At 39.3% G+C, this 13,395-nt stretch carries 10 protein-coding genes; 4 read left to right on the plus strand and 6 right to left on the minus strand.

Features of this window, described 5'->3' with window-relative positions; genetic code table 11:
* Positions 1 to 25: 25 nt before the first annotated feature.
* From ABZP26_RS06555 to ABZP26_RS06575, 5 genes are all read right to left on the minus strand, one after another.
* Positions 26 to 1,663: a diguanylate cyclase gene (locus ABZP26_RS06555; RefSeq protein ID WP_024601361.1), complete on the minus strand. Its 1,638-nt coding sequence runs from the start codon at positions 1,661 to 1,663 to the stop codon at positions 26 to 28.
* Between the two features lie 165 nt (positions 1,664 to 1,828).
* On the minus strand, positions 1,829 to 2,710 hold the full coding sequence (locus tag ABZP26_RS06560; RefSeq protein ID WP_368485514.1) for a c-type cytochrome: 882 nt from the start codon (positions 2,708 to 2,710) through the stop codon (positions 1,829 to 1,831).
* A gap of 298 nt (positions 2,711 to 3,008) precedes the next feature.
* Positions 3,009 to 4,121: a methyl-accepting chemotaxis protein gene (locus ABZP26_RS06565; RefSeq protein ID WP_013464646.1), complete on the minus strand. Its 1,113-nt coding sequence runs from the start codon at positions 4,119 to 4,121 to the stop codon at positions 3,009 to 3,011.
* Between the two features lie 229 nt (positions 4,122 to 4,350).
* The gene (locus ABZP26_RS06570; protein ID WP_013464647.1) at positions 4,351 to 4,740 is read right to left on the minus strand and encodes a DUF2750 domain-containing protein; all 390 of its coding nucleotides are present in this window, start codon (positions 4,738 to 4,740) and stop codon (positions 4,351 to 4,353) included.
* A 64-nt stretch (positions 4,741 to 4,804) separates the two neighbouring features.
* Complete coding sequence (locus ABZP26_RS06575) at positions 4,805 to 5,383, minus strand: TetR/AcrR family transcriptional regulator (RefSeq protein ID WP_013464648.1); 579 nt, start codon at positions 5,381 to 5,383, stop codon at positions 4,805 to 4,807.
* Between the two features lie 173 nt (positions 5,384 to 5,556).
* Between ABZP26_RS06575 and ABZP26_RS06580 the strand changes: the two genes are divergently transcribed.
* Positions 5,557 to 6,600, plus strand: coding sequence for an alkene reductase (locus tag ABZP26_RS06580; protein ID WP_033103698.1), 1,044 nt, complete (start codon positions 5,557 to 5,559; stop codon positions 6,598 to 6,600).
* 59 nt (positions 6,601 to 6,659) lie between these two features.
* Here the strand turns inward: ABZP26_RS06580 and ABZP26_RS06585 are convergent, their stop codons facing one another.
* The gene (locus ABZP26_RS06585; protein ID WP_036956241.1) at positions 6,660 to 8,399 is read right to left on the minus strand and encodes a PAS domain S-box protein; all 1,740 of its coding nucleotides are present in this window, start codon (positions 8,397 to 8,399) and stop codon (positions 6,660 to 6,662) included.
* A gap of 403 nt (positions 8,400 to 8,802) precedes the next feature.
* Between ABZP26_RS06585 and ABZP26_RS06590 the strand changes: the two genes are divergently transcribed.
* The 3 genes from ABZP26_RS06590 to ABZP26_RS06600 all read left to right on the plus strand — a co-directional run bounded on the left by ABZP26_RS06590 (position 8,803) and on the right by ABZP26_RS06600 (position 13,333).
* Positions 8,803 to 11,076, plus strand: coding sequence for a TonB-dependent receptor (locus ABZP26_RS06590; protein WP_368485515.1), 2,274 nt, complete (start codon positions 8,803 to 8,805; stop codon positions 11,074 to 11,076).
* Between the two features lie 68 nt (positions 11,077 to 11,144).
* Complete coding sequence (locus ABZP26_RS06595) at positions 11,145 to 12,275, plus strand: alkaline phosphatase family protein (protein ID WP_368485516.1); 1,131 nt, start codon at positions 11,145 to 11,147, stop codon at positions 12,273 to 12,275.
* Entirely contained in the window at positions 12,272 to 13,333 is a 1,062-nt protein-coding gene (locus ABZP26_RS06600) for an alkaline phosphatase D family protein (RefSeq protein ID WP_368485517.1), read from the plus strand. The genes ABZP26_RS06595 and ABZP26_RS06600 overlap by 4 nt, the downstream gene beginning before the upstream one ends.
* Positions 13,334 to 13,395 lie beyond the last annotated feature (62 nt).

Raw genomic sequence — 13,395 nt, forward strand, 5'->3', positions numbered from 1 at the left:
GTCCTTTTTTGTGCCTGTAATAACACTAAACGTGTTGACGTTTGTTTTTACGTTGGTGCTTTAATGTATACATTCGTTGGTCGGCTAAGGTTAAGCAGGCTTTGTAGTCATTACATTCCTCACTACTTGCTATGCCATAGCTCAGGCCTGATAGGGGCCAGTTTTTCTGTACTTGTTGATGAATATAATTTAACGATTCGTTGATGCTCAGGGTGAGTTGGCCGAGCTGTTGTGCTGATTTAACGTTACACACACAAATAAACTCATCACCGCCAGTTCTGCATACCTCACCTTTATCGGCTAACGCGCTTTTAATTAACCGTGTAACTTCAATGAGTAGTTTGTCACCGTGAGCATGACCTAGGTGATCGTTAACGCTTTTAATATTGTCGCAATCTATAAACACTATGAGGTAAAAATTATCTAAGTTATCGAGCACTTGTTGTAATTGCAGCCGGTTTCCTACTTTGGTGAGTGGATCTATGCGTGATAACTCTAGCGCTTTTATATAATTGTTTTGCTTTATTTTTAGCCATTCAGATAAAGAAAGCAAAATACAGATACAATCAATGGCCAGAGCAATAAGCACCCATAATTCAGGTGAACTTATTTCTATTAAATTTAGGTGCGATAAAATAAAAATAACCAAGGATAAGCTATAAACAAGGTTGCCAGTTAAAAAGTATTTCGCTCTAAAGTCCTTCATCCCCAGCATTGTAAAGCCAAGCTTTAAGCTTAAATACACCCAAATTGCAGCGAGGAAGTGAGCTAAATAGAACACCCAATGAAAGGATAAAAATAGGTTTAAAAAACCACAGGCAAGTGCCGTTATGGAAAAGTACTTTAAAAATCGGCTAATACCAGAACGGGTATGTTGGTCAAAGTTAAATAAGTAATAGGCAAATGAGCTGGCAGAGGCAATAGCAAAGGCAAAAATATACATGCCAAAGTAATGGGTGTTAATCGCATGGTAATTAAAAAGTAGCGCAGCTATCCCCGCTGCGAATGCCCAACCAATGCCATGTAACCCTATGTAACCTGCACAAAATAATGCCACGCGATGTCGTGTTTTAAAAAACATGATCAAGGCCATGCAAGCCAAGGTCAGCATTATCGTTATAGACACTAAGCTTAATGAATTGATATAAAACTGAAGTTTAACAAACCTAGATTGAGGAATAACGTTAATGCTGACAGGTTTGGCAAAGTGCTTAGCATTAACATAAAGCCATAAAACACCGTGTGAATTAGCTTCTAGTTGTAATTCAAAAGCTCGGCTGTGCATTACAATGGCTGATGGGATGGCACTATCTTGTGAAAAGTCAGCGACTTTTCTGATCCCACTAGCATCTTGATAAAAAGCAACGCCACTATCTAAGTAATTAACTTGGGGTATTATATACCAGCGTCCAGCGCTCGTTGTGGTTAAACTAATTTTTGCTATTGCACTGCCATTCGCACTGTACAGCGAAGTGATGGGAGTATTAACATTGTCATAGGCATTAACGAGTTGCTCACCTTGGGTTGGTTTAGCTAAATCTACTTGATGCCAAATAGCTGATTTTAATTGTAAGCTGTCATTTTCGTTTAGTGTTACAGCAGATGCACTAAAACCAATGGTTTGTAGTAGCAAACAACATATTAAATTGAAAGTGTACCGCATGTAATACCTAAGTTAGTGATCCTTAAAAATTATACTGCATTTTTAGCAGAATAATTATCGTTATGACTGTTTCAGCGTATTTTTACTTAAAATGTGGCTGTTAACTTTATATCGCTCCAAGAAGATAAATAAGTGAGTGGCAAATTATTACGCTACAGTACGTTGTTATCGACGCACGTCTTTTGGTGCGCCACCTTTTGGCCAGTCATCCGCTTTATTGGCAAAAATAGGGCGTTCTAAATGTGAAAAATAATAAGCAATATCAACAGCTTGTTGCTCGGTTAACATGCCTTCTTGGCCCAATGGCATATTTCCTTTAATAAATGCCGCTGCGGTGTAAGTGCGTGCCATACCCGCACCATCATTAAACGACTGACTGCCGGCAATGGCTGGGAACATGTAAGTATTATTAGGATAAAAGCCTTGACCGTCTAGTTGGTGACAACTTGTACAGTGCTGAATGTAAAGAGTTTTTCCGTTATCGGCGTTTGGTATTAGCTCTTTATTAATAGTGACAAAACCTGTGTTGTCTTGCAGATCGTCTTTGGTTTTTATATTTTGTGATAAAAAGTTCATGTAGCTGACAATAGCCCGCATATGCACTGAATTAGTAGGCAGTGGCTGGCCGTTCATGGAACGTTGAAAACAGCCATTAATTCTGTCTTCAATGGTGTTTATTTTTGCATTACGTGAACGATACTTTGGATATACCACATTCATGCCCACATAAGGCGCGGCTTTGGCTACACGCCCTTCATTAAGATGGCAAGTGCTACAATTGAGCTTATTATTTACGTTATTGGGAAGTTGTTTATAGGTATCAATAATTAATAAGCGCCCATAACGAATTAAATCCGACTCAGGGCTGGCATCGAGCTCATTAATAGCGGGCGTTACTAGAGTGTTAGGATGGTTTGCTGATAAGTTTATAATTGTGGGCGCATTACTTAACGCTTTTTGCACGAGTGATTGTGTTTGCGCTTCTTGTGAGCATACGGGCAAAGTAAATAACGTCGCGAATACAACACTAAAATGAACTTTAAACATAATTAAAACCTAAATAAAAAAGAGTATTTAAACGACAGTGCTCATTATTGCTGCAATGTGGCTAAGTGTTTTTAATACCGCTGAATTGGTAAGATGAATCAGTAAACCGTGACCCGCTATCATAAAAATATAGTTAATGATTACTTAAAGGGTTAATAATTTAGTTAGTTTAATTATTGAACAGCAGTGCTTAGGTGGAGGTGTCATTAGTTTGTGATTAATTTATATAAGTTTGGTATGCATAGCCAAATGATTATGAACCATAACGCTATGCAAAGTGAGGTGTTTTTTGACTATTTTATTTACAGTTATAATCCATAATTTTGTGTGATAAAGCGCTAAGTATGTCCACTACTTTAAAACTTGCTTGCTCCATAAGAGATACTTTTTCTACAGCAGTATTGATATCGCCTAATTGGAATGCTTCTAAAGCAGCAAAGCCATTCTTATGGACATCTTCATGTGGTTGCTCTAATGCTTTAAAGTCGTTAATGCTTGAATATTTTAATGCACCTTCACCTTGGTAATACCATTTACCTAAACGACACATGGTATGATCAGAAAAGTCTTCTGCAGTCTTATTTGATTGGCCTAAAATGACTTTATAAATATCGTATTTCCATACAATGTGATCCATTTTTACTGTTTGAATAAATGCATCGGCACTTGAATTAACAATAACGCTATACATATTTTGTGATAGTTCAACCACCTTTTTAGCGGTAGCATCAATTTCTGATGAGCTATTTGCAATGCCATCACTTTCTTCGCTAACGTTAGTAATGTTAGTTACAACGCTTTGCATTTGCTCATTGACCTTAGCTATTAAATTAGAGATCTCGTTAGATGCATCAGAAGAGCGCTGAGCGAGCGTTCTTACTTCATCTGCCACAACAGCAAAGCCTCGTCCTTGCTCTCCGGCTCTAGCGGCCTCGATGGCCGCATTAAGTGCAAGTAAATTTGTTTGATCAGAAATCCCTTTAATTATGTTTACAAAATCATTAATTCCGATTGTTACTGACTGCAATTCTTTAACGGATTTAGTGGCTGATTTTGTATCTCTTGAGATATTATGTGTTGACGATGAAGTCGTTGCTAACATATCTAAAATTGTATCAAGTAATTCTTGGGATGACTTAAATGACGTAATATCATTAATTAGTTTATGTGAAGTTGAGGCTAAGCTTTCTCTGATGTCACTAATTAAATCAGATGACTGTAATGATAATGTGTTTAATTCACGCTGTTTTACAAAGGCTGTATCATTTGCTATTTCATTGTCGTTTTGTTGTGATTGCTCGCTGTTTGCTGCTAACAATTGCGCTTCAAGCTTTTCATTGGTTTTTTTTAATTGAATTAACTCGTTATTTAACTCATTAATTTTGTTTTTATATTTTGAATTGAACAGCATGTAGACCCCAATTTAAACACAGAAAATAAACGTATATTTTTTATTAAATTTACCTGAACATTGATTACTTTATTCGATTTTTTACAGGGGTGGAATTGACGTCCACCCAGGTCGATTTTTATAAAAGTAAGTTACAACACTATAATAGATGCTTTATAACCTTTTGGTAAATAAACTTTTCTTTTAATGCTTATAATAAGCTTGTTTAAGGTGAACACTGCTTTAGAAGTTAGTACTTCCTAATTGATTTACTCAACTGGGCTTGAAACTCATCAGGGAATAAAATTGTGCCGTCGTCTTCTTCGGTAGGGAACACGGCCACCAGTAAGTCGTCTTCTTCAAGGCCAGGTGTCCAGCGGCTAAACCAATCGTTTGTTGGAATTGCTTTAGGTGTACAGCCTTGCCATTCGCCGGTTGCCCAGGCTTGTGCGAACTCTCGTGTTGGCCATACCGGCACGCAATCGTCGTCCTCGTTAGTGAGCATTACGCAGCCGTCGTCATCGTTTAAAATCCACACTTGCTTAAATTGCTGCACGGTTTCGTACATGTATGCGAGTCGTTTTTTTGCGCCAAGGCCTAAAATTACGTCGTCTTGCTTTGATAAATTATCGGTGGTCATTTTTGGCTCTCTCTCACTGTGGAGTATACAAAGAGCAGCGAGCTGCTGCGCTTTAAAATTTAGTTTAGCTGATGGCTGCTAGTAGCTCATTGGCTAGTTGGTTTAGTGCGTCGGGGTCTTGGTTTGTTAATGCGTAGGTGCGTAATCCATATATACCCATAACACAAAATCGTGCCAGCTCTATGGCACTTCGGCCATTGGTAATTTCTTTATTATCAATTGCTTTTTGTAACTGCTGCGCAAAAGCGTGCTCATATGCAGTTAAATTAGTACGCAATACGTGGCAAATTTGTGGATCGTTACCCTCTACCTCGCTAATGCTTTTTGTGAGCAGGCACACTTTGGTTGCTTCACCGTCGACGCATTCTTGCACAATGATATTAAGGTATTGTTTCAGCGTATCTAAAATACAACTGCTGTGCTCAAAAAGAGCAGTAAATTGAGTATTACGATCGGTTTGGTATTGCTCCGTAGCGGCTAAAAAAATGCCTTTTTTACTTCCAAATGCCGCGTATAACGAGCCTGGATGTAAATGGGTTGCTTGAGTCAGTTTTTGCATACTGGTTTTTGCATAGCCATGAAGCATAAACATCGCCATTGCTTGGCGCAGTACAAACTCTGTATCAAATTCTGCAGTTCTCATAATGACTCTTCTCGTTGGCAGAGTAGGTAAAGCGAACTTTCAGCAATAATCCTACTTTAAGCAGCGTTTAGGTAAAGCAGTTTACGCAATCTTGAACAAAGTTTCAAAATTATACTTGAATCTTCATTCAAGTGACCTTATCTTGAATGTACATTCAATAAAGGATAAACATTATGTCGACAGACTTACTTTCACCTTTTAAATTAAATAACAGCATTGAACTGCAAAACCGCGTACTAATGGCACCACTAACTCGTTGTATGGCAGATGACAATTTAGTGCCTACACAAGCTATGGTTGATTACTACGCTCGCCGTGCTGATGTAGGATTAATTATTAGTGAAGCAATTATTATTCGTGCCGATGCACAAGGTTACCCAAATACACCGGGTATCTTCACTAATGAACAAGTTCAAGGTTGGAAAAAAGTCACTGACGCCGTGCATGCCAATGGCGGTAAAATGTTCGCGCAATTATGGCATGTTGGCCGTGTTGCTCACCCTCACTTTTTTGGTGGTGATGTTCTGGCGCCATCGGCGATAGGGGTTGAAGGTTCAGTACCGCGTATGCGTGAGCTAACTTATATTACGCCAAAAGCTGCCACTAAAGATGATATTAAAGGCTTAGTGGCTGACTACGCTAAAGCGGCAGAAAACGCGATGGAAGCAGGTTTTGACGGCGTGGAAATTCATGGTGCTAATGGTTATTTAATTGACCAATTTTTACATTATGCGGCAAATGAACGTGATGACGAGTACGGGCAAACACCAGAAAATATGTCTCGTTTTGCACTGGAAGTAACCGATGCCATTATTGATGTTGTAGGCAATGAGCGTACCGCTATGCGTTTAACACCAGGTGCCTACTTTAATATGAGCGAAGATAACCGTGATAAAGCAGTATTTGACTACTTATTACCAGAGCTTGAAAACCGCAAACTAGCCTATTTACACGGCGGTATTTTTGACGACAGCATGCGTTTTGATTCACTAGAAGGTAAATCAACCTCTGAATTTTTACGAGCTGGTTATGCAAGTACCTTAGTGGGTGTAGGTAGTTATAGTTTTGAAACTGCCAAACAAGCGATCAACGATAATAAATTTGATTTAATTGCCATTGGTCGCCCACTTATTGCTAACCCAGATTACATTAGCAAAATTAAAAATGGTGAAGAAGTGACACCTTATAGTGATGAGATGCTTGCTGAGTTAGTTTAAGTTTTAAAGAGTTCTCACTAATAAGCCCACAAATGTGGGCTTATTACTTAAAAGCGGATTTATGAATCTATCTTTTTAGATAATTCTGCAAGCTCTTGAATTTTAGTAACCGTTTCTTTTATGTAGCCGTTTATTTCTTCAGAAGATGCCTTTGAATTGCCTGCAAGAGTTCTTACCTCGTCAGCAACAACGGCAAAACCGCGTCCCATTTCACCTGCTCTTGCGGCTTCAATAGCAGCATTGAGTGCAAGTAAATTTGTTTGCTCTGATATTCCATTAATTGTTTCTACTATTTTGCTGATGGTTTGGCTTATATCTAATAATTCTTTCATTGATATTTGAGTTTGATTAACTGCTTTTTTTCTTTCCGTTATGTTTAAACCTATAAACATATAACTAGTGGTTTGACCATTAACATCACGAAGAGCACATATTCTCGCATCAAAGGCACTGTATTGATTATTTTTTTCAAGTTCAAAAGTTTTTGAGATATGTTTGTTTTTGTCTAAAAATGCTCTTTCTTCAACGCTGAGATCAGAAATCAGATTTTTAGCAAACTCTTCTACAGAAAAATTGGGTTTTAATGCCGTTTTTAGTAATTCGTTACAATCAAGTACTTCACCATGAAGAGACACTTGCAACATAGCTATAGACTCGCCGATAGTTTCTAGTTTGTTTGTGAAATCAAGCGCCATTTGCTTTACTTCAGATATATCAGCTTGAATTGCAATGTAATTTTCTAATTTCCCTTCTCTTATTACTGGGTTGATAGATAGCGAGGTCCAGTAAGCACTCCCCGATTTTTTATAGTTTAATATTTCTCCATAAAAAGGAGTTCGATTTTTAAGATGTGTGCGTATCGTTTCTATCATGTTTTTGTCAGAATCTTTGCCTTGTAAAAAACTGCCTGGTTTCTTACCTTTTACTTCACTTAAAGCGTATCCTGTTAAACGTTCAAATCCATTGTTTACATATTGAATATAGCCGTTAGGATCGGTGATTATTACCGCGTTGTCTGTTTCGTTTGCAACAAGTGACAACATCCGTTGTTCTTCTCTAGTTATTACCTCTTGCGTTACATCTTTGATAAAAGCTGTGTAAATAACGCGATTAGCTAATTTAATTTTCGATAGCGATAATCGCCCCCACACGGTTGTTCCATCTTTGCGTTCAATTTCAACTTCTCTACTGGTACCAACTATTTTATCGACACCTGTGTCTCGGTTTGCATTTACAAGCTCATCATGGTTATGTTGTATTGCATGGGGTACTAGCATTTTTACATTGTTTCCCATTACTTCTTGTTTACTGTAACCCCACAGTGTTTCTGCGGCTTTGTTATACAAAGTGATACAATTATTTTCATCAATACATACAACTGCATCAAGGGCTTGCTCTAACGATTGCTCATTGATTTCTTTTGCTTCACGCTCTGCTGATATATCTCTTATAAAAGCGGTGTAATGTTTGTTGTTATTTACTTTCACCTGAGAAAGCGCTAATTCGACCCAAATGCGACTTCCCGATTTAGTTTGTAACTCAACTTCTCGGTAGCTGCCAACAATTTTGTCTTGCCCGGTTTCTCTATGATGATTTACATAGTCGTCGTGGTTTGTTTTATGTTCGTCAGGGACTAGTTTTCGTATGTTGTGACCGAGTACTTCATCTTCTGTGTAGCCCCATAATTTTTGCGCGGCTTTGTTATAAAAGACAATATTGTTTTTTTCATCTATGGAAACAATTGCCGTAATAGACTGTTTTAATGCTTGCTCAGCGCTATTAGCGAAAAAATTAAACATAGTGCAGCTACCTGTAATTAAAGCGTTAATAAAAAGATAGCCCAGAAAAAGCTGATTGCAAAATTGGTTTTTAACTTTGTATAAAACCGTGTTTTTGGGCTAAAAGTTATCACTTTATGGGCTCTTAACTCTTTATATCTAAGTTAAATAAGATTTTGATCAATTGCAGTTAGAAAGAGTGAGAAAATTTTATGACTTTAGAGAGTCCCTTGGCTTTTGGGTGCTGTTTTAGTCTGATTGCTCTTAATTACGGTGTGCTTGATTTGATTACTTTACGTCATAATTAACTCATATTTGTTTAACCTGTTTGTCAATAAAATTGCCCCTCGTTGTCATACTTAAAAAATAGACTGTGCCCGCTTTCATAATTACCTTTTTATAATTAGAATCAAATGGGACAACAATGTACGCTTTAAAAAATAAATCGATTTTGAGCATGGCTGTGGCCATGGCGGTATCAACTTCAGCTTATGCTAACGATAACGTGATAGAAGAAGTAACTGTTACTGCAAAACCAACCAGTTATGCAAACAACGTTATTGAACCTGCGATGCTAGAACAACAAAGCTCGGTATCGAGTGTGTTATCGGTAATTGATAACTTGCCAGGGATTAGCATAAACGAAGGCGACGCATTTGGCGGCGATGATTGGTCAACAACCATTACCATGCGTGGTTTTAGTATTGACTCTAACCAACAGCAATTAGGTATGACGATAGACGGCATTCCTAATGGTGGCTCTAATTATGGTGGCGGGGCTAAAGCGAATCGTTATCTCGATAGCGAAAACTTGGTGACAGTGGAAGTTGGCCAAGGTACCTCAGATATTAAATCTGCCTCATTAGAGGCATTAGGCGGTACTTTTAATTTTGTAAGTAAAGCACCGAGTTTAGATAAAAACACCACCTTTGCTTATACCTCAGGCAGTCACGATGCTTCGCGTTATTATGTTAAGCACGAAACTGGCACCATTTTCGATAATACCCAAGCGTACGTGAGTTACTCACAAACCGATACCAGCCGCTGGATTGGCTCAGGCAGCAATGGCGGAAAAGATAACCAACACGCTGAGGCGAAATTTGTTACCACTCTTGATAATTTAACTATTACAGGGCGTTTATCGTACGACGATGTAAGCGAGACCAACTACAATAGCGTGAGCCTAGAGCAATTTGAACAAACCCCTAATTGGGATCAGCTAACATGGAACTGGACAGGCGTTCCGCACTTTGACCAAATGTTTGCAGAAGGTTGGGGCACCCTGCGTGAAAATACTCTAGGCTATTTAAAACTTGAATACGCGATTTCTCCAACATCATTATTAACCGTTAGCCCGTATTATCATAAAAATTCTGGTCGTGGCGATTGGATCCCACCTTATTTAACGTCCCCTGTAGATGAAAATGGCAACCCAACCACCGAGGGGGGCACAAACGCGGGCTCTTATGGCTTTACAGATAGCAACGGTAATCCACTTGCGCCGAACGCAGGTTGTACCGCAAGTTTAAACTGGCCGTGGGAGTCGGGCCCTGAGCTTAATCCTGCGTGTTACGACGCTGATGCAACGCCTGTTATGTCTTATCGTCATACTCATTACAATAAAGATCGTTTAGGGGTAACTGCTAATTATCAAGCAAGCTTTGGCATGCACGATATAGAAGCGGGTTTTTGGTATGAGCAAAGCGACCGTGATGAGTCGCGTGATTGGCATAAAGTAATCGATGCCCGTATTTATCATCATTTTGATAACACCCCATACTGGACGCAATACAAAAACACCTTTGAGACTGATACGCTTAAATGGTACGCACAAGACTCAATGACAGTAGGTGACCTTACCTTAAACCTAGGGGTAAAAAAATACTTAGTGGATATAGAAAAGTATGACCACTATAAAAACGCCACAACAGCTAAAGTAAACAGTGATTCAGACCTTTTATTTAGTGGCGGTATTTTGTATCAGCTAAATAGTAATACTGAGTTATTTAGCAGCTATAGCGAAAACTTTGCCGCCATTAAAGATGGTGTGCTTGAACGCGATAGCTCTGACTTATCAGCTATTAAGCCAGAAACCGCTGAAAATATTGACCTGGGTGTACGCTATCAAAATAATGCACTTAAACTAACGGCAACGGCCTATTCAATTGAGTTTGATAACCGCATCACCTTTATAGCGCCAGGCAGCGACACCGGCGGTATAGACTACACCATAGGCACTAACGGCTCGTACCTCAATGTGGGCGGTATTGAATCCAAAGGTCTAGAGCTGTCAGCTAGTTATATGCTTAATAATGAGTGGAATGTATATAGCTCATACACCAATAATAGCTCTGAATACAAAGGCGATGCGCCAGGCTTTGAAGCAGGAGGCAAAGTAACTGACTCAGTGGATGATTTATTTGTGCTATCAACCGATTACTACAGTGGCGATTTCCGCTTTGGTTTATCGGCTAAATACACCGGTGAGCGTGGCGATGTAGATAGCTACACCGTGCTTGATTTAAACGCAGGTTATGCAGCCGAAGTTAACGCAGGCCCGTTTAAAGCCGTTGATATTGCCTTTGTGGTTTATAACATTACCAATAAAAGTTATTTGGCAGGTGGTACGGGCAATGGGAGTACTTACTTTATAGGCTCGCCACGCACAGCAGCGGTTACATTAACGGCTACTTTTTAAACCTAAAGTAATCTTATATAAGCCCATCATCGATGGGCTTTTTACTATATAAAGTTGATGAGAACACCATGAAAAGCATGATAACAATTATCGGATTAAGTTTAATTTTATTGTTTAATAATGCGGCATTGGCTGCTCAACAAAATGTAGTGTTAGTCACCCTTGACGGCGTGCGCTGGCAGGAAGTATTTAATGGTGCCGATAAAAACCTGCTCAATAATAAAGAATTTGTTAAGCAACCAGCACAGTTAAGCAATGAATTTTGGGATGAAAGGGTGCAACAGCGCCAGCAATTATTAATGCCGTTTTTAACACAAACGATTGCCACTCAAGGCGTCATTATGGGCGACAGAGCAAACGGCTCAGCGATGTCAGTGAGTAATCCATGGTATTTTTCATACCCTGGTTATAACGAAATTCTTACCGGCGAAGTGGATGAAAACATTAACAGTAACGATAAAGTCTTTAATCCAAATAAAACCATTTTAGAGCGATTAGATGCGCAGCCTGAATTTAAAAACAGCACGGCTTTATTTGGTAGCTGGGATGTGTTTCCTTACATTGTAAATACTAAGCGTAGTCATGTGTATGTAAATGCAGGATTTATGCCTATTGCCGATGATTTATTTGCCGATGCGCCCCTGTTAAACGCATTACAAACAGAAATCCCCAGCCCATGGCACAATGTGCGGTTTGATAGTTTTACCTATCGATTTGCTAAAGCCTATATGCTGGCTAAAAAGCCAAGATTATTGGTGATTAGCTTAGGAGAAACTGACGACTTTGCTCACGATGGCCATTACGATGCTTACTTAAAGTCGGCCAAACAAAGCGATGCATTTTTAAAAGATTTATGGCAAACCATTCAAAGCACAGCAGGTTATAAAAATAATACTACGTTAATTGTTACTACCGATCACGGCCGTGGCAGCTACGCAAACGATTGGCAACATCACAGCTCTAAACGGGCATTAGCAAAGTCGGAGCAGGGTAAAAAGGCATTTCCTGAGGGAATTATTGGCTCAGAGCATATTTGGCTTGCTGCCATTGGCCCTACAATTAAAGGTAATGGCTTAATAAAAACCGATAATGAGCTTAAACAAGCGCAAATTGCCGCCACCGTTTTAAAAGCACTTGGACAAAACCCAAACACGATTAACCCTAATATGGCACCGGCTATTAACGAGATTTTAAAATGAAACAGTTACTAAAAACTTTTAATCATTCAGCGCTGTTACTTGCTTTTGTTATTAGTGGTGGCGCAATGGCTACGCCGTCTAAAATATTGTTTGGCTCGTGTGGGCATCAAGATAAAGACATCCCCATCTTTAATGCGATTAACAAAGAGCAGGGTGATTTATTTATATTTTTAGGCGATAACATTTATGGCGATACTAACGACATGGCCGTGCTTAAAAATAAATACCAACGATTGGGGGCAAAGCCTGGCTTTAAAACCTTAAAATCAAATACACCATTAATAGCCATGTGGGACGATCACGACTATGGTCAAAACGATGCGGGTAAAGAGTACCCGCATAAAGAAGCATCACGGCAAATTATGCTCGATTTTTGGGATGAACCGGCAAACTCAGCGCGCCGTACTCGTGCTGATGGTATTTATACCTCGTACATGTATGGCAAAGGCGAGCAAACCGTGCAGGTGATCATGCCTGACTTACGTTTTAATCGCGATAAGCTTAATTCAGTGAGCGAACTTGAGTATTACACCAAGCGTAAAGCAAATAACCAAGGACCGTACAGTCCAACCGAAGTAAAAGGCGCGTCTATGCTTGGAGAGGCGCAGTGGCAATGGCTTGAAGCCGAACTTAAAAAGCCAGCAGCGATTAAACTAATTGCATCAAGCTTGCAGTTACTGCCTGATTTTACTGGCTGGGAATCGTGGGCAAATTTTCCAGAGGATAGAAACCGTTTATTTGCGTTAATTAAAAAACACCAAATAAATGGCGTGGTGATCATCAGCGGCGATACCCATTGGGGGGAAATTTCAAGGTATCAACACAATCTTGATTACCCACTCATTGAAATGACCAGCTCAGGCCTGACAGAAAAGTGGAAAGACGTTAGCCCCAATAAACATCGTGTCGGTGATTACACGCACAATGTTAACTATGGCGATTTAACCATTGATTGGCAGCAAGCAGATCCAGGCTTGTCACTTAAGCTCAAAGGCATTGATGGTAACGTAATAATGCAAAGTGATTTTAGCTTATCTAGCATAAGCCCATACCAATAAAGGGGTTGTTATAAAAACGCACAGTGACTAAAGTGAGTCCTGTGCGTTTAAAAAATCAGCTA

It is taken from the genome of Pseudoalteromonas sp. SD03, from assembly GCF_040937955.1.
Classification (GTDB): Bacteria; Pseudomonadota; Gammaproteobacteria; order Enterobacterales; family Alteromonadaceae; genus Pseudoalteromonas; species Pseudoalteromonas tetraodonis.

Bases quoted from the DNA above. Each gene is read 5' to 3' on its own strand.
- ABZP26_RS06555 (WP_024601361.1), bottom strand. From the start codon at position 1,663: ATGCGGTACACTTTCAATTTAATATGTTGTTTGCTACTACAAACCATT.
- ABZP26_RS06560 (WP_368485514.1), bottom strand. From the start codon at position 2,710: ATGTTTAAAGTTCATTTTAGTGTTGTATTCGCGACGTTATTTACTTTG.
- ABZP26_RS06565 (WP_013464646.1), bottom strand. From the start codon at position 4,121: ATGCTGTTCAATTCAAAATATAAAAACAAAATTAATGAGTTAAATAAC.
- ABZP26_RS06570 (WP_013464647.1), bottom strand. From the start codon at position 4,740: ATGACCACCGATAATTTATCAAAGCAAGACGACGTAATTTTAGGCCTT.
- ABZP26_RS06575 (WP_013464648.1), bottom strand. From the start codon at position 5,383: ATGAGAACTGCAGAATTTGATACAGAGTTTGTACTGCGCCAAGCAATG.
- ABZP26_RS06580 (WP_033103698.1), top strand. From the start codon at position 5,557: ATGTCGACAGACTTACTTTCACCTTTTAAATTAAATAACAGCATTGAA.
- ABZP26_RS06585 (WP_036956241.1), bottom strand. From the start codon at position 8,399: ATGTTTAATTTTTTCGCTAATAGCGCTGAGCAAGCATTAAAACAGTCT.
- ABZP26_RS06590 (WP_368485515.1), top strand. From the start codon at position 8,803: ATGTACGCTTTAAAAAATAAATCGATTTTGAGCATGGCTGTGGCCATG.
- ABZP26_RS06595 (WP_368485516.1), top strand. From the start codon at position 11,145: ATGAAAAGCATGATAACAATTATCGGATTAAGTTTAATTTTATTGTTT.
- ABZP26_RS06600 (WP_368485517.1), top strand. From the start codon at position 12,272: ATGAAACAGTTACTAAAAACTTTTAATCATTCAGCGCTGTTACTTGCT.